The 18364-nt window shown below is 62.1% G+C and carries 17 protein-coding genes; 6 read left to right on the top strand and 11 right to left on the bottom strand.

The annotated features are described in order from the left end of the window. The first annotated feature begins 27 nt into the window (after nt 1-27). The 3 genes from NA29_RS13555 to NA29_RS13545 all read left to right on the top strand — a co-directional run bounded on the left by NA29_RS13555 (nt 28) and on the right by NA29_RS13545 (nt 2263). Nucleotides 28-654, top strand: coding sequence for a DUF47 domain-containing protein (locus NA29_RS13555; RefSeq protein WP_039398823.1), 627 nt, complete (start codon nt 28-30; stop codon nt 652-654). Nucleotides 655-667: 13 nt separating this feature from the next. After that, complete coding sequence (locus NA29_RS13550) at nt 668-1678, top strand: inorganic phosphate transporter (RefSeq protein WP_039398821.1); 1011 nt, start codon at nt 668-670, stop codon at nt 1676-1678. Nucleotides 1679-1999: 321 nt separating this feature from the next. Then, entirely contained in the window at nt 2000-2263 is a 264-nt protein-coding gene (locus tag NA29_RS13545) for a cupin domain-containing protein (RefSeq protein ID WP_039398819.1), read from the top strand. Here the strand turns inward: NA29_RS13545 and NA29_RS26570 are convergent, their stop codons facing one another. The 11 genes from NA29_RS26570 to NA29_RS13490 form a co-directional block, all read right to left on the bottom strand. Next, nucleotides 2264-3070, bottom strand: a complete 807-nt coding sequence (locus NA29_RS26570) for a C40 family peptidase (RefSeq protein WP_084103734.1) — start codon at nt 3068-3070, stop codon at nt 2264-2266. A 268-nt stretch (nt 3071-3338) separates the two neighbouring features. After that, entirely contained in the window at nt 3339-5084 is a 1746-nt protein-coding gene (locus tag NA29_RS13535; protein ID WP_039398817.1) for a PhoH family protein, read from the bottom strand. A gap of 320 nt (nt 5085-5404) precedes the next feature. Beyond that, complete coding sequence (locus NA29_RS13530) at nt 5405-5866, bottom strand: peroxiredoxin (RefSeq protein WP_039398814.1); 462 nt, start codon at nt 5864-5866, stop codon at nt 5405-5407. 63 nt (nt 5867-5929) lie between these two features. After that, nucleotides 5930-6832, bottom strand: a complete 903-nt coding sequence (locus tag NA29_RS13525) for a polysaccharide deacetylase family protein (RefSeq protein WP_039398812.1) — start codon at nt 6830-6832, stop codon at nt 5930-5932. Between the two features lie 199 nt (nt 6833-7031). Continuing rightward, a complete protein-coding gene (locus tag NA29_RS13520; RefSeq protein WP_072633291.1) occupies nt 7032-8081 on the bottom strand; it encodes a bifunctional UDP-4-keto-pentose/UDP-xylose synthase in 1050 nt (349 codons plus the stop codon). Nucleotides 8082-8088: 7 nt separating this feature from the next. Then, nucleotides 8089-9015 (bottom strand): formyltransferase, encoded by a 927-nt coding sequence (locus tag NA29_RS13515; protein WP_072633290.1) that lies wholly within the window; start codon nt 9013-9015, stop codon nt 8089-8091. After that, the gene (locus NA29_RS13510) at nt 9012-10046 is read right to left on the bottom strand and encodes a glycosyltransferase (protein ID WP_039398810.1); all 1035 of its coding nucleotides are present in this window, start codon (nt 10044-10046) and stop codon (nt 9012-9014) included. The genes NA29_RS13515 and NA29_RS13510 overlap by 4 nt, the downstream gene beginning before the upstream one ends. Beyond that, the gene (locus NA29_RS13505; protein WP_039398808.1) at nt 10043-11209 is read right to left on the bottom strand and encodes a DegT/DnrJ/EryC1/StrS family aminotransferase; all 1167 of its coding nucleotides are present in this window, start codon (nt 11207-11209) and stop codon (nt 10043-10045) included. Before NA29_RS13505 ends, NA29_RS13510 begins: the two co-directional genes overlap by 4 nt. 94 nt (nt 11210-11303) lie before the next feature. Next, nucleotides 11304-11675, bottom strand: coding sequence for an SMR family transporter (locus NA29_RS13500; RefSeq protein WP_039398805.1), 372 nt, complete (start codon nt 11673-11675; stop codon nt 11304-11306). 67 nt (nt 11676-11742) lie between these two features. Beyond that, nucleotides 11743-13521, bottom strand: coding sequence for a glycosyltransferase family 39 protein (locus NA29_RS13495; RefSeq protein ID WP_224786936.1), 1779 nt, complete (start codon nt 13519-13521; stop codon nt 11743-11745). After that, a complete protein-coding gene (locus tag NA29_RS13490) occupies nt 13518-13907 on the bottom strand; it encodes an Mth938-like domain-containing protein (RefSeq protein WP_039398803.1) in 390 nt (129 codons plus the stop codon). The genes NA29_RS13495 and NA29_RS13490 overlap by 4 nt, the downstream gene beginning before the upstream one ends. A gap of 359 nt (nt 13908-14266) precedes the next feature. Here NA29_RS13490 and NA29_RS13485 point away from each other — a divergent pair, with 359 nt between their 5' ends. From NA29_RS13485 to thrC, 3 genes are read left to right on the top strand one after another with little or no spacing between them, the layout of a single operon-like run. Further along, the gene (locus NA29_RS13485; RefSeq protein ID WP_039398801.1) at nt 14267-15493 is read left to right on the top strand and encodes a pyridoxal phosphate-dependent aminotransferase; all 1227 of its coding nucleotides are present in this window, start codon (nt 14267-14269) and stop codon (nt 15491-15493) included. Nucleotides 15494-15530: 37 nt separating this feature from the next. Beyond that, a complete protein-coding gene (locus NA29_RS13480; RefSeq protein WP_039398799.1) occupies nt 15531-16841 on the top strand; it encodes a homoserine dehydrogenase in 1311 nt (436 codons plus the stop codon). A 37-nt stretch (nt 16842-16878) separates the two neighbouring features. Then, nucleotides 16879-18345, top strand: coding sequence for a threonine synthase (gene thrC, locus NA29_RS13475; protein WP_039398797.1), 1467 nt, complete (start codon nt 16879-16881; stop codon nt 18343-18345). The last annotated feature ends 19 nt before the right edge of the window (nt 18346-18364 follow it).

Below are 18364 nucleotides of genomic sequence, written 5' to 3'. Positions count from 1 at the left end.
CCTATTAATACCCGGAGTTTCCTCATAATGTTCGGTCGCTTCATGCCCACCGAGGGCAAGTTCTTTGACCTGTTCAACCAGCACGCGGCGTGCATGGTCGCAGGCAGCCGCGAGCTGTCAGCCATGCTCAACGACCTGCCAAACGCCGAGGCACGCACCGTTGCCGTGCAGAACAACGAGAAGAAAGCGGATCGCATCACGCACGAGACCATCGACTTGATGCACAAGACGTTCATCACGCCTTTCGACCGCGACGAGATCCATAAGCTGATCAGCACGATGGACGACATCCTGGATCTGATGGAAGACGTGGCGACGGCCGTGTGGATGTACGACATCAAGAGCGTGCCGGCTGAAGCCCGCATGCTGGGCGAAATCTGTGTGAAGTGCTGCGAACGTGTGCAAAGCACCGTCGCACTGCTCAACGACATGGATCGTGCCCGCGAAATTCTGAAGTTCTGCGAAGAGATCGACGGTCTCGAATCGGAAGCCGACCGGTTGCTGCGCGCATCGCTGTCGAAGCTTTTCCGTGAAGAGGCTGACGTGAAAGAGCTGATCAAGCAGAAGGCTGTGTCCGAATTGCTCGAGTCGGTGACCGACAAATGCGAGGACGTTGCCAATATCATCGAAGGCATTGTGCTGGAAAACGCCTGAGCGGAGACTTTCGATGGCAACGCTGCACATCAGCCTTTGGCTGGTCGGACTATTGATCGCACTGGCGCTCCTGTTCGACTTCATGAACGGTTTTCACGACGCCGCCAACTCGATCGCTACGGTGGTCTCGACGGGCGTGCTCAAACCGCATCAGGCGGTGGCTTTCGCCGCCATGTTCAACGTCATCGCGCTGTTCGTCTTTCACCTGAAAGTCGCGGCGACGGTGGGCAAGGGCACGGTGCACCCCGAGATCGTCGATCACTATGTGATCTTTGGCGCGCTCGTGGGCGCTATCGCCTGGAACATCATCACCTGGTACTACGGTATTCCGTCGAGTTCGTCGCACGCCCTGATCGGTGGTCTGGTCGGCGCGGCGGTGGCAAAGGCGGGCACGGGCTCGCTCGTGGCGAGTGGCCTGCTGCAAACCGTGGCATTCATTTTCGTCTCGCCGCTGCTCGGTTTCGTGCTCGGTTCGTTCTTCATGCTGCTCGTGTCGTGGCTGTTCTTCCGCACGCCGCCTGCGCGCGTGGACCGCTGGTTCCGTCGCCTGCAACTGGTGTCCGCCGGTATGTATAGCCTCGGCCACGGCGGCAACGACGCGCAGAAAACCATCGGCATCATCTGGATGCTGCTGATCGCTGCGGGCATGTGGCCGCAGGAAGCTGCCGAGCCGCCGCTGTGGGTGATCATCGGCTGCTATCTGGCGATCGGTCTGGGCACCATGTTCGGTGGCTGGCGTATCGTGCGCACGATGGGGCAGAAGATCACGAAGCTCAAGCCGGTCGGTGGTTTCTGTGCCGAGACGGGCGGGGCGTTCACGCTCTTCTTCGCATCGTGGCTCGGCGTGCCGGTCTCGACGACGCACACCATCACGGGTGCCATCGTCGGCGTGGGCGCGACCCGCAAGCTGTCGGCAGTGCGCTGGGGCGTGGCAGGCAACATCGTCTGGGCCTGGGTGCTGACGATCCCGGCATCGGCATTTATCGCCGCCATCGCCTGGTGGGTGGGCAAGCAGATCCTCTGACGGATCGGGCTACGGAATAGAAAAAGCGGCTTCGGCCGCTTTTTTTACGTCTGTGCCAAGTGCTGGCCGGGAGGATTGAAAGCGCCAATCGATGCCATCGGGAGAATCAATTTCAATAGATTATTGCGATTGATTATCATTTTTCCATAGTGTTTTATTCAATCACATCGGAGGCTACCATGACGACATTGATCCACTCCTTGCGCCACCGTCCGCTGAGCATACTGATGGGCGCTGCCATTAATATCGGTGGTGCGGCAACGCTGCTTGGCCATCTGCGCTGATCCCCCGGCGCATCGCAGCCGCCAGAACGGAGGGCGTATGCAACGCGACGCATTCGAGCGAGAACTTGCCAATGAAGGCTTCACGGCGTTCGTCACCGTGACGAGAGAAGCAGGCGGGCTCGACACGCATACGCATCCATTCGAAGCGAAGGCGCTGATTCTGTCCGGCGCGATCGTGATTCGGGTGGGCGACGTCGAGCGTCGATATGGCGAGGGAGACGTCTTCCATCTGGCCGCCGGAGAGCCGCATGCCGAACGTTATGGTCCGGCGGGCGTGCAGTATCTCGTCGGGCGGAAGTGATTACATCGCGCTGTTGGCGAAGCGGGCAATCGGATCGTCGTCCTGCGACGGCGGCGACGTGAGATTGGCCGTGCTGCTCGGGGATGCCGTCTGCGGTGCGCCAAGCGGTGAGGGCGTCGCTGCCGTTAGCGGACGGTTCGGTGCAGGGCTGACCGGTGTCGCCGTGAGCGTCGGTGCCGCGGTCGCTGCTGGCGTCACCGCAACCGTCTCGGGTGCCGAGCGATTGACGTAGGTCGTATTGCCCGCCGGCGCCTTGTTGGCCGCGACGCGTCGTACACCGTCGATACGCTTCGCCCAATACGGGATGAAAATGCTCTCCAGCCGCACCGTGCCGCCCGAATTCGGCGCGTGCACGAATTTCCCCTGTCCCACGTAGATGCCCACATGCGAGTGGGCGCGTCCCGTCGTATTGAAGAAGATGAGATCGCCTGAGGCGAGGTCGTCGCGTTCGAGCACGGTGCCGATGCCGCTCATGTCGGCGGTCGTGCGCGGCAGATTGACGCCAGCTGCGCGCGCCACCACATAGCGCACGAGGCCGCTGCAATCGAATCCGGAGTCGGGGGTGTTGCCGCCGTAGCGGTAAGGAATGCCAACGAGGCTCATCGCTTCGAGCGTGATCTCCTCCTGACCTGCGCTGCGCTCGGGGCCGACCGTGCGATTGCCGAAGTTCGCGTTGCCGCCTTGCCGGACCGTCGGGCCGGAGGAGCATGCGGCGACCAGCAGCGTGAGCGCCAGTACCCCCGCCGAACGCCACGGCACCCATGCAGTCTGGGCGGACGTTGCGAGCTGCGTCGTGCATCGGGCCATCGGACGAGTCGGAGTTCGAGACATGCTCAGAGGGCGCTGGATTCGCATGCGCCGAGTTTACGACGCTTAGCGCACGAATGCATCGCAAAAGTGCCCAAATCCGGGCGTTCTGTGGCATCGACGTCACAAATTCGCCGCTTGCCGGACGATTTTGCCATCTTGAGCCGATGCATTATGGGGTGTTGCACGTAGTGTCCTGGCTATAAAAAACGGCGCCCGAAGGCGCCGTTGCGTGGAGCGTCGAAGCGCTCGATGGCATGGACTGGCGTCAGAGAATTTCTGCTGCGTAGTCCGCCAGACGCGAACGTTCGCCGCGCGCGAGCGTAACGTGTCCGCTGTGTCCCCAGCCCTTGAAGCGATCCACCACGTAGGTGAGGCCGGAGCTGCCTTCGGTCAGGTACGGCGTGTCGATCTGCGCGATGTTGCCCAGGCAGATCAGCTTGGTGCCGGGACCGGCGCGCGTGACGAGGGTCTTCATCTGCTTCGGCGTCAGGTTCTGCGCCTCGTCGATGATGACGAACTTGTTCACGAACGTACGGCCGCGCATGAAGTTCATGCTCTTGACCTTGAGTCGGGAGCGAATCAGTTCCTGCGTGGCCGCACGGCCCCATTCGCCAGCTGAGTCGTCGGTCTTTTGCAGCACTTCGAGGTTGTCGTCGAATGCGCCCATCCACGGTTGCATCTTCTCTTCCTCAGTGCCCGGCAGGAAGCCGATATCTTCACCAACGGGCACGGTCGCGCGCGTGATGATGATCTCGTTGTAACGCTTCTCGTCGAGCGTCTGCGCCAGACCGGCGGCGAGCGCCAGCAGCGTTTTGCCGGTGCCTGCCTGTCCCAGCAGGGTGATGAAGTCCACCTCCGGATTCATCAGCAGGTTCAGCGCGAAGTTCTGCTCGCGGTTGCGTGCCGTAATGCCCCACACATTGTTCTTGTGATGGCCGTAGTCACGCAGCGTTTGCAGCAACGCCGTCTTGCCGTTGATCTCCCGCACTTGTGCGTAGAAAGGTGCCTCACCATTGTTCGTTTCCAGATAGACGAACTGATTGATGAGGAAACTCGCGCAAAGCGGCCCGGTGATTCGATAGAACGTGGTGCCGGTCCGGTTGTCCTGCCAGCTCTCCATGCCCTTGCCGTGCTTCGTCCAGAAGTCAGGCGGAAGAGCCATCACACCCGAGTAGAGCAGATCGCTGTCCTCGAGCACCTTGTCGTTGAAGTAATCTTCTGCGGGCAGACCGAGCGCGTGCGCTTTGACGCGCATGTTGATGTCTTTCGACACCAGCACGACCTGACGATCGCGGAACTTGTCCTGCAGCGCACGCACGACACCCAGAATCTGGTTGTCGGCCTTGCCTTGCGGCAGACCTTCGAGCGGCGGAACGTCGGGCAGATCGGTCTGGAAGTACAGACGCCCGATGGCGTCCTTGTTGCCGAGTCGCGAGAGCGGAATGCCCTCGGCCATCGACTTCGAGCCGCTTTCCGCGACCAGCCCGTCGAGCGTTCGGCTCACCTGACGCGCATTGCGCGCCACTTCCGACATGCCCTTCTTGTGATTGTCGAGCTCTTCCAACGTCATCATCGGGAGATAGACGTCGTGCTCTTCGAAGCGGAACAGGCTGCTCGGGTCGTGCATGAGCACGTTGGTGTCGAGTACGAAAAGCTTCGCCGGTTCCTGATCTTTGCCGCGTGTACGTTTCGAACCCTGGCCCGTCGCCGTCGACTTCACGGCCTTGAGGGACGGGCTGGCGCCGCTGGAGTCTGCCGAAGGCGGCGACTGGGGCGAACGTGCAGCAGGCGACGGCTGTGGTGCAGTCTGCGTCGCCGGAGCGGTTTTGGGGACGACCTTCAACTCAGTCGCGCTGGCGGCTCCCGAGGCACCGGACGTTTCGCCCAGTGCTTGTTGTTCAGACGAGGGGATCGGTTTCTTGGCCTCCGTGCGCGAAGGTTTGAGGCGAGTGGGGAATTGTTCCGGGGCTAGCAGCGAGCCCGGTTTGGTCGGCGCCGATGGCAATGGCATAGATTTCCCGTTCAAGAAAACACAACACTACTCGGCCGGGACAAACGGCAATACATCACGTCCCGGCAACAAAAAAGCCGCCTGCCCGGACGCACCGGAGAGGCGGCTTGGCTGAAGGCGCCGCCGTGGCGACGCCTGCAATAGTCTCGTTCAATGCGCTTGATCATTACGGCCGACTATAACGTCTCTTGCCGTGCTTGTATAGCGTCGAATGCCCTCACTGGCGGTCGCTATCGGCCCCTGCGCAACACCGGCCCGAATAGCGCTCGTACGCGCGCCCGACGACCCGCCTCATGCGAGTGTCGCGCGCGCTTGCCGACTCAGATCGCCTGCACGGCAGCCAGCACGTCCGCCACGTGATCGGGCACACGCACACCACGCCATTCCTTGCGCAGAACCCCTTTCTCGTCGATCAGAAACGTGCTGCGTTCGATCCCAAGATGTTCTTTGCCATACAGTTTTTTCAGCTTGATGACACCGAACAGTTTGCAGACCGCTTCATCGCCATCGGAGATCAGCGGGAAGGGCAGTTCGAGCTTGTTCTTGAAGTTCTCGTGTGACCGCAGGCTGTCGCGCGACACGCCGACGATCTGTGCGCCGGCCGCCTGAAACTGGTCGTAGCTGTCGCGGAAGTTCATGCCTTCCGTCGTGCAGCCGGGCGTGTTGTCCTTCGGATAAAAGTAGATCACCACCTTCTGGCCGCGATGGGCCTTGAGCGAAAAATCGCCGCCGGTGGCCGGTGCGGTGAAATCGGGCACGGGAGTGTCGATGGCTACCGTCACTATGGTCTCCTTGGGTGGCCTCGTAGGGCCGGTTCGGAAAGTTTTTCGAATACGGGGGATGGTTCAGGCGGCCTGGCCTTCCAGAATCAGATCGCCGGAGCGGCCCGGAATTTCTCCCCACACGACCGGATGTGCGGGCAGTGCGGCCAGATCCAGCGTCGCGTAATAGTCGCCCATCGTGACCAGATCGTGGCCCTGTCGACGCCAACCGGCAAGCAACTGACGGAACAGCGGCGCCAGCTTCTGACCTTCGAGTTCTGCGTGAAGCGTGAACACGTGATCTTGCGCCGGATCGCGGGTCAGGGCAAGCAGATGCTCGGCCACACCGTTGATGTCGCGGCCGTCGACGCCCAGCAGCTCGTCTACCGTCGGCAGGGTGGTGGGCATCTGGACATGGTTCAGACGCACGCCGTCGACGATCGGGTAGTGCGGGGCGTCACCGCGTCCGTCCGACGAATACTTCATGCCCCAGGCGTCGATCTGACGGAAAGCGTGGTTGTTCATTTGCCACCCTGCCGCACCATGCGTGAGCGGGGGCGCACCGAATATCTGCGCGAAGCGTGCATGCGCCTGCGCCATCTGATGCTGCGTCCATGCCGCGTCGCGCGTGCGCACGTTGTCCTGCCAGTACGTGTGATCCCAGGTGTGGATGCCCGTCTCGTGGCCAGCGCTTTGCACGGTGCGCATGACATCCGCTGCACGCTTGCCGATATCCGGGCCGGGCAACAGCGTGCCGTACATGAGCGTCTTGAAGCCGTAATGCTCGACCACCGACGTACGCGAGACCTTCTTCAGAAAGCCGGGACGGAAGACACGCTTGAGCGCCCAGCCGGTGTGATCGGGTCCGAGGCTGAACAGGAACGTCGCCATTGCCTCGTGTTCGGCCAGCGCGGCGAGTAGATTGGGCACGCCTTCGCGGGTGCCGCGCAGCGTGTCGACGTCGATCTTCAAGACAATCTTGGCCATAGCCGCCCTTGAGTAGTACATCGAAGCCATCGCCGCCGAGGTGCGCGATGTCTCGAATGTCGAATCAAATTACACAGTCGAACTGCTGAGTCAAAAACGCCCGATGCGCCGAGGGCGCACCGGGCGTGTCGTGCGGTGTTCCGGTCATGCCGCCATGTCGCGAGCGTGTCGCAGCAGCAGACTGGCGCAGGCACTGGCGTTATTCGCCCTCGACCAGACGACGAGCTTCGGCAACGTGACCGCGATACGCTTCGAAAATCTTGCGCAGGGCATCTTCCATCGACGTCGTCGGCTTCCAGTCGAGTTCCTGCATCGTGTTCTCGATCTTCGGCACGCGGTTCTGCACGTCCTGATAGCCGTTGCCGTAGTAGGCGCCAGACGTCGTTTCGATGAGCTGAACCTTCTTGGCCGTTTCGGCGTATTCCGGATACTCGCTTGCCAGCTTGAGCATCATGTTGGCGAGTTCGCGCACCGAGAAGTTGTTCGTCGGATTGCCGATGTTGTAGATCTTGCCGCTCGCAACATTGTTCTTGTTGTCGATGATGCGAACCAGCGCGTCGATACCGTCGTCGATGTCGGTAAAGGCGCGCTTCTGGTTGCCGCCGTCGACCAGGCTGATGTTCTCACCACGGGCGATGTGGCCGAGGAACTGCGTGACCACGCGCGACGAACCTTCCTTCGGCGTATAGATCGAGTCGAGGCCGGCACCGATCCAGTTGAACGGACGGAACAGCGAGAAGTTCAGGCCTTCCTGCATGCCGTAGCCCCAGATCACACGGTCCATGAGCTGCTTCGAGCAAGCGTAGATCCAGCGCGGCTTGTTGATCGGGCCGTAGATCAGCGGCGAGTTTTCCGGATCGAATTCGCCGTCGGTGCACATGCCGTAGACCTCGGAGGTCGACGGGAACACCAGATGCTTGCCGTACTTCACGGCCGAGCGCACGATCGGCAGGTTCGCTTCGAAGTCGAGTTCGAACACGCGCAGCGGGGCCTTCACGTAGGTGGCCGGCGTTGCGATGGCGACCAGCGGGAGGATCACGTCGCACTTGCGAATGTGGTACTCGACCCATTCCTTGTTGATCGTGATGTCGCCTTCGAAGAAGTGCATGCGCTCGTGGTTGACCAGATCGCCGAGGCGATCGGTGAGCATGTCCATGCCATAAACTTCCCAGTCGGTCGTCTCCAGGATGCGCTTCGACAGATGGTGGCCGATGAACCCGTTGACACCGAGAATCAGGACTTTTTTCATATTACGGTCAGTGATTGAGCTGGGAAAACTGTGCCGGCGCGAGAGGCTTGCCGTCCAGCGTTAGTTCATGAATGACGATGGCATTTCCGTCGCCGCAAATGCCGAGGAGCGCATTATCCACTACTTGCAGTCCGCAGGGCAAACCGGCCGGGGCGGGCGAGCGGGACAGACGGGCCCGATTGATCACGAAACGGCGCTCCCCGACATCGGTAAAGGCCCCCGGATAGGGCGGTGCGACGGCTCGGATCAGGTTGTAGACGCTCTGCGCCGACTGCGTCCAGTCGATGCGGCCGTCTTCGGGCTTGCGCCCTCCGAAGTAGCTGCCGGCGGCGAGATCGTTGGTCAGGCGAGGGGCGCTCCCGGCGATCAGGCCCGGCAGGCAGCGCCAGAGCGTCTGTTCGGCCGCGACCGTGACCTTCTCGAACACTTCGCCCGCCGTGTCGTCCGGCAGGATCGGCACCGACGTCTGGTCGATGATCGCCCCGGCATCCGGCTTCAGCGCCATTTCGTGCAGCGTGGCACCCGTTTCTGTTTCGCCTCGCAGAACCGCCCAATTGACGGGCACCCGCCCGCGATACTTCGGCAGCAGTGAACCATGCATGTTGAAAGCGCCGCGCGGCGCGATTTCCAGCACGGCCACCGGGATCATATGGCGGTAGTAGAACGAAAAAATAAAGTCCGGCGCGATGGCGCGGATACGCTCGGCGAGCGTGGGATCGGTCGGATCGTCGGGAGTGACGACCGGGATACCGTGCTCGGCGGCGACGCCCGCGACACTGCCGAACCAGATGTTCTCGTTCGGGTTGTCCTGATGCGTGACGACGAGTGCGACGTCGACGCCGCGTGCGAGCAGCACTTGCAGGCAGCGAACGCCGACGTTGTGATACGCGAAGACAACCGCTTTGGCTGCCGACGTTACGGGCGTATTGCTCATGACGTGTGCGACCCCAGCTCGGTCGCGCCGGTGCTCAGTGTGGCGCTTTGCGAGCCCGATTTGTCGCCATGGGAAACGGGGTGGGCGTCATGCGATTCGTGGGCCTGCAACACCGCTTGCACCAGATAGCGGGGACGCTGGCGAACCTGTTGATAAATACGGCCGATGTACTCGCCGAGCAGGCCCATACCGAACAGGATCACACCCAGCAGGCAGAACGTCACGGCGAACAGGGTGAACACGCCCTGGACTTCCGAGCCGAACAGGAAGCGTCGCGCCATCAGCACGACAAACAGTACGCCCGAGGCGGCCGACAGCGTGATGCCCACGCCCGAGAGCCATTGCAGCGGTACGACCGAGAAGCCCGTGACAAGATCGAAGTTCAGGCGAATAAGCGCATAGAGCGAGTATTTCGACTCCCCGGCAAAACGCTCTTCGTGGGCGACGTCCACTTCCGTCGGATTCTGGGCAAACGTATAAGCCAGCGCCGGAATGAAGGTGTTGATCTCGCGGCACTGGTTGACCGTGTCGACGATGTGGCGGCTGTAGCCGCGCAGCATACAGCCCTGATCGGTCATACGAATGCGCGTGATGCGTTCGCGCAGACGGTTCATGGCGCGCGAGGCATTACGACGGAACCACGTGTCCTGACGGTTCATACGTACCGTGCCCACGTAGTCGTGTCCTGCGGCGAGTTGCGCCACGAGCTTGCCGATTTCTTCCGGCGGGTTCTGCAGGTCGGCGTCGAGCGTGACGACCCATTCACCGCGTGTGTGCTCGAAGCCCGCCAGAATGGCCATGTGCTGGCCGTAGTTGCCGTTGAACAGCACCACGCGCGTGACGTCCGGGCGCGCGCGATACTGTTCGGCAAGCATGGCCGCCGAACGGTCGCGGCTGCCATCGTTGACGAACACCACTTCGTAGGTCACACCCAGCTTATCTAGCGCCGGGTAAAGCCGTGCGAAGAGGGCGGCGAGGCCAGCCTCTTCGTTGTATACCGGGATGACGACGGAGAGTTGTGGTCGATTCATTTTTTGTGATCAGCGCAAATAGCATTTACGGCTTCGCAGACGCGCGCAACGTCGGCATCCGTCATGGCGGGGTACAGCGGGAGCGTCAGGATGGCACGGCCCAGACGTTCAGTATGCGGGAACTGGCCTTCCTTGAAACCCAGCGCACGATACATTGTAAACAGGTGGATGGCGGGGTAGTGCACGCCGCTGCCGATGCCGCGCGCCTTCAACTGTTCCATGAAGCCCGCACGGTCGATCGTAAGCTGCGCCAGCGGCAGTTCGATCTGGAACATATGCCAGTTCGAGTTCTTGAAATCAGCATGCGGCAAACCCACTCCCAGCTTGACGGCGGCGCCGCCCGCGAGTTTGTCGAAATACTGGCGTGCCAGTTCGGTGCGGCGGTTGTTGAATGCCGCCAGGTGAGGCATCTGGCCGAGGCCGACACGCGCGGCCACGTCCGTGAGGTTGTACTTGCCGCCCAGCACGTCGACATCCATGCCGTCGAGACCGAAACGGGTCACGCCCTGCAGGCGGTACTTCTCGGCAAGACGCGCTTCGTCGTCGGTGTTGAACACCAGCGCACCGCCTTCGATGGAGGTGAGGTTCTTGTTCGGGTGGAAGCTGAACGAGACGAGATCGCCAATCGATCCGATGCGCTTGCCGTTCCAGCTCGCGCCCATGGCCTGAGCGGCGTCTTCGACTACGCGCAGTTTGTGGCGGCGCGCGATGTCGTACAGACGGTCCATGTCGACCGGCAGGCCGGCGAGGTAGACGGGGATGATCGCGCGGGTCTTGGGCGTGATCGCCTTCTCAAGCAGGTCGAGGTCGATATTGCGCGTGGCGGGATCGACGTCGACGAACACCGGTGTGGCGCCCACTTCCAGAATGACGTTGGACGTGGCGACCCACGACAGCGGCGTGGTGATGACTTCGTCACCGCTTTGCACGCCAGCGATACGCAGGCCGATTTCGAGTGTGGCCGTGCCCGAATTGAAGACGCGTACCGGACGTCCGCCGAAATATTCGGAAAGCGCCTTTTCAAAAGCCTGTACTTGCGGCCCCGAGGTGATCCACCCCGAGCGCAGCACTTCGGTCACGCCGGCGATCGTTGCTTCGTCGATGCTCGGGCGCGTGAACGGGATGAACGGTTGATTCGGTTGGGAGGTTGCCGAGTCGCTCATGATGTATGACTAAGCCTCAAGTTAGCTCGAATGTGCATGGAAAGCGCGCAAGCCCTGTGGGGCGCGCGTACGGCGATTTCCTCTGACGGCAGACTTAGCTGCGCGCCAGAATATAAACACCCACAAGAATGATGCCGATGGCCACCACGCGCTGCATGGACAGCGTTTCGCCGAACAGATACCACGCGGCGAACGCGTTCACGACATAGCCCAGGGAGAGCATCGGGTAGGCAATCGAGACTTCTACGCGCGAGAGCGCCAGAATCCAGACGACCACACTGATGGCATAGCAGACGAGCCCGCCCATGATCGGCACCTGCGTGGCAAGTTTGATACCGATGGGCACAATGTTGGCGCGCGTGAATTCCAGGGCGCCGATGGCATTGGCGCCCGCTTTGAGCAACAGCTGGGCGCACGCATTGAGCAGCACGCCGGTGAGAATAAGGGAAAACGTCGCGAGATTCATGGAACGTTTGTGAACGTTTGTGAATAATTATGGATGCCGCAAATGGTCTCGGGAAACCCCAAGCGCGCTATTTTACGTTGTCTTCGGGCTGCGGTTTCGAGATTACGACACGGCGGGCGTCGCGCGCGACGATACGCATCGGCAAATGCGCCGCTTCGAGCTTGCCGAACGTGTCCGGATCGACCAGCGCGAGCGCTTTCGGATCGGCACGCCAGCGTGCATAGAAGTCGTCGAGCGTCGGCACCCATTTTTGTGGTTCCTGCTTCACGCCGAATTCCAGTTCGTCCGGATGTTGCACCATGATCATCGTTTGCCCGAGGTAGTAGGGCATGGTGTGATCGAGCACGTTCACCGAATAGAACGGCACGTTCGGCCCGAGGCGCTGCATCTCGGCCTTGACGGCGGGCACGAGCAGCACGCCGGTGCTCTGGCGTCCGAAGACTTCATGTCCCATCCCCCCGATGGTCACGAGCAGCAGCATGCCAGCGGAGAACGCCAGCAAGGCGCGACGGGCGCTGTGGCGCGCGAGGCGCCATGCAATGAGCGTGCCGACAAGACCTGCACCTACCGCGAAGTACAGCCAGACCTGGAAGGCCTTGTACAGCTCGTTGGGGTTGCGCACGCTGCCAGCGCGACCGGCAAAGATGGCGACCATCACGAGCGCGGCAATCAGGAAGACGGCATAGCCCGCCATATGAACGCGCACCGTATCGCGGCGCAATTGCGCCAGATACAGCCCGAACAGGAGCGCCATCGCCGGGGCGATCGGCAGCAAATACGAGATGAGCTTCGAGTGCGACGCACTGAAGAACACGAAGATGAACACCGACCACACCCACAGCAGGGCCGTTGGGGCGAATCCGTTGGGCTGACGCGGCATGCGTAGCGTGGCGCGCACTGTGCCGGGCAGAATCGACAGCCATGGCAGGAAGCCGACGATGAAGACCGGCACGAAGTACCACGGCGCGCCGTCGCGGTTGTGGCCCTCCATCGCGAAGCGGCGGAAGTGCTCGTTGATGAAGAAGAAGTCGAAGAACTCGGGGTTGCGCATCTGCACGAGCACGAACCACGGCGCAGCAACGGCAAAGAAGACGATCAGGCCGCTGCCAAGATAAAGACGTCGCCACAAGGCCCAGTCGCGCGTGACGAGCGTATAAAGGACGAGCACGGCCCCCGGCAGCACAATGCCGACGAGGCCTTTACTCAGTACGGCCAGCGCCATGGCGGCCCAGCACAGCCACATCCAGCCCCGCACGGCGGAGCGTTCGAGCCCGGGGCGTTGCGCGAGCAACAGCGCGCACAAAGACAGCCCCATGAAGAAGGACAGGCCCATGTCGAGCACGTTGAAGTGCCCGAGCAGCGACCACAGGGGAGCTGCAGCCAGCGCTGCGGCGGCGAACAGGCCCACGCGGGCGTTGAATACGCGTCGTCCCGTGAAACCGACCATCAGCACGCCTGCAAAGCCGGTCAGTGCGGTCCAGAGCCGGGCCTGCCACTCACCCAGCCCGAAGGCGGCGAAGGTCAGCGCGTTCATCCAGGTTTGCAGCGGCGGTTTCTCGAAGTACTTGTAGCCGTTGTAGCGCGGCGTAATCCAGTCGCCGGTCGTCCACATCTCGCGCGCCATCTCGGCGTAGCGGCCTTCGTCGCTCGAAATCAGGTGACGATAGTCGAGCACGCCGAACCAGACGAGCGCAAACGCCAGGAGCAGCAGCCAGAAGGCGGCCGGGGACAGCGGATAGGCAACGGACGGTGTGCCGGCGGCGGAAAGCGTGGGCACAGGAGGCGGGGGAGGCGACGCGATCGGGTCTGCGGCCATCAGGCCGGGAGCGAGCGGGCGGCGGCTCACTCAGTCGCCTCGGTTTCGATGAGCACTGCGAGGACGACGCGGCGCCCCTCGGTCATCAGAATGTTGTACGTGCGGCATGCGGCCTGCGTGTCCATGGAATCGACGCCGACCCGCTGGCTCGTCAGGGCCGTGGTCAGACGCGGGTGGGCGAAGCGCAGACGCTCGCCGCTCCCAAAGATGACGACTTCCGGTTCGCGCGCGCGCAGCAGGTCGAAGTGAGACGTGTCGAGCGCTTCGAAGCGCGACACCGGCCACGGCGTCACATCGCCCTCGGGGGCAATCATCACGCTGTGGTTGTAACGAACCTTGTTGACTTCAACATAGCCGGGGCCGTAGCCGGTGACCGTGTTCAATGCCGCTTGTGACGGATCTTGATGCAGTTTCACTTTCGGAGATTCCCTACCCAGTGGTGGCTGAGCGATCGGCAGATCGTTTAACGGGCGGGCATCTTGCCCTGCGTGCCGCAAACCGTCAATGATGCATTGCCGAAGTCTGTCATAATTGGCTAAATTATAGCTTTTTGCCGTACGCAGCACGGCAAAACCGTTGCAGTGCGGCATTTGTTACGCCGAATCCAGGAAAAATGCGGTGTCATGTGCGTTTTACACGCGCATTTATCGCACACCGACGCACCGATCGACCGATTGATCGTACGCGCTCGATAATTCCCGCGGGTTCGCCGTGCGTTCCCGCCTGTTGCCGGCCCGTCCGGATCGCTGCGCCGCCCGTCAAGACCACAACCGCCGTGAAACCGATCCTCAAATCGCAGAAATTGCAGAATGTCTGCTACGACATTCGTGGGCCCGTGCTCGAACATGCCAAGCGCATGGAAGACGAAGGTCATCGCATCATCAAACTGAACATCGGCAATCTGGCGCCGTTCGGCTTCGAACCGCCTGACGAGATCGTTCAGGACATGATCCGCAATCTGCCGAACTCGGCCGGATACTCGGACTCGCGGGGGGTGTTCGCGGCGCGCAAGGCGATCATGCACTACTGTCAGCAAAAGCGCATCAAAGACGTTCAGCTCGACGACATCTACCTCGGCAACGGGGCGTCCGAGCTGATCGTGATGGCCATGCAGGCGCTGCTCAACGACGGCGACGAAGTGCTTGTGCCCGCGCCCGACTATCCGCTGTGGACGGCCGCCGTCAGTCTCTCGGGCGGCACTCCGGTGCACTACGTCTGCGACGAGCAGGCAGACTGGCAGCCGGATCTCGCGGACATCCGCAAGAAGATCACGCCCAACACCCGCGCGATCGTCATCATCAATCCGAACAATCCGACCGGCGCGCTGTATTCGGACGAACTCCTCAAGGAGATCGTCTCGCTCGCCCGCGAACACAAGCTGATCATTTACGCCGACGAGATCTACGACAAGATCATCTATGACGGCGAAGAGCACACCTCCATCGGCTCGCTTTCCGAAGACGTGCTCACGATTACCTTCAACGGCCTGTCCAAGAGCTACCGTGCGTGCGGCTACCGCGCGGGCTGGATGGTCGTGTCGGGCGACAAGCGTCCGGCGCGCGACTATATCGAAGGGCTGAACATTCTCGCCTCGATGCGCCTGTGCCCGAACGTGCCCGGTCAGTACGCCATTCAGACGGCGCTGGGCGGCTACCAGAGCATCAAGGACCTGATCGTGCCGGGCGGACGCCTGTACGAGCAGCGCGAGATCGCCCACCGCATGCTCACCGACATCCCCGGTGTGACCTGCGTGAAGCCGAAGGCGGCGCTGTATCTGTTCCCGCGTCTGGATCCGGCGGTGTACCCCATCGCCAACGACCAGGACTTCATTCTCCAGTTGTTGCTCGAAGAAAAGGTCCTGCTGGTGCAGGGCAGCGGCTTCAACTGGATGCACCCCGACCATTTCCGAGTAGTGTTCCTGCCTCACGAGGGCGACCTGGAAGACGCCATCAGTCGCATTGCCCGCTTCCTGGACGGTTATCGCCGTCGCCACGGCAAGTGATGCGCGCCAACCGATTCCGACTTTTGAGTAAAACTGCATGAAACCGATCAAATTGGGCCTGCTGGGCCTGGGCACCGTAGGCTACGGCGCCTTCCAGGTACTGGCTCGCAACCAGGAAGAAATCCAACGTCGCGCCGGCCGGGGTATTGAAATTACGAAGGTCGCGGTGCGTAACGTCGAGCGGGCCAAGGGTCTTGTGGGCCACGCGGCGGTCGTCACGGGCGACCCGTTCGAGGTTGTGAACGATCCGGCCATCGACGTCGTGGTCGAAACCATCGGCGGCTACGATCTCACGAAGGAACTGGTCCTGAAGGCGATCGAGAACGGCAAGCACGTGGTCACCGCCAACAAGGCGTTGCTGGCCGTGTACGGTAACGAGATCTTCGCGGCGGCCCGCAAAGCCAATGTGATGGTGGCGTTCGAAGCCGCCGTCGCCGGCGGCATCCCCATCATCAAGGCGCTGCGCGAAGGCCTCACGGCTAACCGCATTCAGTGGATCGCCGGGATCATCAACGGCACCACGAACTTCATTCTTTCGGAGATGCGCGACAAGGGCATCGACTTCGACGTGGCGCTCGCCGACGCGCAGCGTCTGGGCTACGCGGAAGCCGATCCGACGTTCGACATCGAAGGCGTCGACGCCGCCCACAAGCTCACGCTGATGAGCGCCATCGCATTCGGCGTGCCGGTGCAGTTCGACCGCGCCTACGTCGAAGGCATCACCAAGCTGTCGGCGCTCGACATCAAGTACGCCGAGGAACTCGGCTACCGTATCAAGCTGCTGGGCATCACGCGCCGCGCGGAAAACGGCATCGAACTGCGTGTGCATCCGACGCTGATCCCGGCCAAGCGCCTCATCGCCAATGTGGAAGGCGCGATGAACGCCGTGCTGGTGCAGGGCGACGCCGTGGGTGCCACGCTCTACTACGGCAAGGGCGCGGGCGCTGAGCCGACGGCCTCCGCCGTGGTGGCCGACATCGTCGACGTGACCCGTCTGCAGACGGCCGACCCGGAACATCGCGTGCCGCATCTGGCGTTCCAGCACGACTCGCTGTCCGACACGCCGGTGCTGCCGATCGACGAAGTCACGACGAGCTACTACCTGCGTCTGCGGGTGGTGGACCGTGCCGGTGTGATGGCGGAACTCACGCGCATTCTGGCCGACCTGGACATCTCCATCGATGCGCTGCTGCAAAAGGAATCGCGCGAAGGCGAGCACCAGACCGACATCATCATCCTGACGCACCAGACGCTCGAGAAGCACATCAACGCGGCCATCGCGAAGATCGAGGCGATGGACACGGTGCTGTCCAATGTCACCCGCATCCGTATGGAAGCGCTGAGCTGAGCGGTACAGGTCACCGATACCACAGGACACGATCCCCATGAAATACATCTCCACGCGCGGCGCGGGCCTGACCTCTGGCGAACCGCAGTCGTTCTCCAGCATTCTGCTCGGCGGCCTCGCCCCGGACGGCGGTCTTTATCTGCCGACAGAGTACCCGCAGGTGACGGCCGACGAGCTGCGTGCCTGGCGTCAGCTGTCGTACGCCGAACTGGCCGCCAAGGTGCTGGCCAAGTTCGCGGGCGACATTCCGGCCGAGATCCTGGCCGATCTTACGAAGCGTACGTACACCGCCGAGGTGTACCGCAACGTGCGTCCGGGCGAAGACGCGGCGGACATCACGCCGTTGCTGCCGTTGGGTGTTGAGGGCGACACGCAGTTGTCGCTGCTCGCGCTCTCGAACGGCCCGACGCTGGCGTTCAAGGACATGGCCATGCAACTGCTTGGCAACTTGTTCGAATACGCGCTGGCGCAGCACGGCGACGCGCTCAACATTCTCGGTGCGACCTCCGGCGACACCGGCAGCGCGGCGGAATATGCCATGCGCGGCAAGGAAGGCATTCGCGTCTTCATGCTCTCACCTGCGGGCAAGATGAGCGCATTCCAGACGGCGCAGATGTACAGCCTGCAAGACCCGAACATCTTCAACCTCGCGGTCGAAGGGGTGTTCGACGACGCGCAGGACATCGTCAAAGCCGTCTCGAACGATCACGCCTACAAGGCGCGCTACAAGATCGGCACGGTCAACTCGATCAACTGGGCGCGCGTTGTGGCGCAGGTCGTGTACTACTTCAAGGGCTATTTCGCGGCCACGGGCGGCAAGTCCGGGCAGGATGGCGAAGTATCGTTCACGGTGCCGTCCGGCAACTTCGGCAACGTCTGCGCCGGTCACATCGCGCGCATGATGGGCCTGCCGATTCGCAAGCTGGTCGTGGCGACCAACGAAAACGACGTGCTCGACGAGTTCTTCCGCACCGGCCGTTACCGCGTGCGCAAGTCGGCTGAGACGTTTCACACGAGCAGCCCGAGCATGGACATCTCGAAGGCATCGAACTTCGAGCGCTTCCTGTTCGATCTGCTGGGCCGCGATGCCACGGCAACGGCTGACCTGCTCAAGAAGGTCGAGCGCGAAGGCGGTTTCGATCTGTCGGGCAGCGAGGCGTTTGCGCGCGTCGCGAAGTTCGGTTTCGTGTCGGGCCGCAGCACGCACGCGGATCGTCTGGCGACGATTCAGGACGTGGCCAAGCGTTACGACGTGGTCATCGATACGCACACCGCAGACGGCGTGAAGGTCGCGCGCGAAGCGCTCGAACCCGGCGTGCCGATGGTCGTGCTTGAGACGGCGCAGCCGGCGAAGTTCGCCGAAACGATTCGCGAGGCGTTGCATCGCGAGCCGCCGCGTCCGGCGGGCTTCGAGCAGTTGGAATCGCTGCCGCAGCGCTTCGAGACCGTGCCGAACGACGTGGAACGCGTGAAGGCTTACATCGCAGAGCATACCGGCCTGTAAGACGGTGCTTCGCATTCTG

Source organism: Pandoraea sputorum (genome assembly GCF_000814845.2).
Lineage (GTDB): Bacteria > Pseudomonadota > Gammaproteobacteria > Burkholderiales > Burkholderiaceae > Pandoraea > Pandoraea sputorum.
The sequence above is the reverse complement of the archived record's forward strand: the minus strand, read 5'-3'. Positions and strand labels throughout refer to the sequence as shown.

Excerpts from the sequence above, each read along its gene's own strand:
- NA29_RS13555 (WP_039398823.1), top strand. The coding sequence starts at position 28 with ATGTTCGGTCGCTTCATGCCCACCGAGGGCAAGTTCTTTGACCTGTTC.
- NA29_RS13550 (WP_039398821.1), top strand. The coding sequence starts at position 668 with ATGGCAACGCTGCACATCAGCCTTTGGCTGGTCGGACTATTGATCGCA.
- NA29_RS13545 (WP_039398819.1), top strand. The coding sequence starts at position 2,000 with ATGCAACGCGACGCATTCGAGCGAGAACTTGCCAATGAAGGCTTCACG.
- NA29_RS26570 (WP_084103734.1), bottom strand. The coding sequence starts at position 3,070 with ATGGCCCGATGCACGACGCAGCTCGCAACGTCCGCCCAGACTGCATGG.
- NA29_RS13535 (WP_039398817.1), bottom strand. The coding sequence starts at position 5,084 with ATGCCATTGCCATCGGCGCCGACCAAACCGGGCTCGCTGCTAGCCCCG.
- NA29_RS13525 (WP_039398812.1), bottom strand. The coding sequence starts at position 6,832 with ATGGCCAAGATTGTCTTGAAGATCGACGTCGACACGCTGCGCGGCACC.
- NA29_RS13520 (WP_072633291.1), bottom strand. The coding sequence starts at position 8,081 with ATGAAAAAAGTCCTGATTCTCGGTGTCAACGGGTTCATCGGCCACCAT.
- NA29_RS13515 (WP_072633290.1), bottom strand. The coding sequence starts at position 9,015 with ATGAGCAATACGCCCGTAACGTCGGCAGCCAAAGCGGTTGTCTTCGCG.
- NA29_RS13510 (WP_039398810.1), bottom strand. The coding sequence starts at position 10,046 with ATGAATCGACCACAACTCTCCGTCGTCATCCCGGTATACAACGAAGAG.
- NA29_RS13505 (WP_039398808.1), bottom strand. The coding sequence starts at position 11,209 with ATGAGCGACTCGGCAACCTCCCAACCGAATCAACCGTTCATCCCGTTC.
- NA29_RS13500 (WP_039398805.1), bottom strand. The coding sequence starts at position 11,675 with ATGAATCTCGCGACGTTTTCCCTTATTCTCACCGGCGTGCTGCTCAAT.
- NA29_RS13480 (WP_039398799.1), top strand. The coding sequence starts at position 15,531 with ATGAAACCGATCAAATTGGGCCTGCTGGGCCTGGGCACCGTAGGCTAC.
- thrC (WP_039398797.1), top strand. The coding sequence starts at position 16,879 with ATGAAATACATCTCCACGCGCGGCGCGGGCCTGACCTCTGGCGAACCG.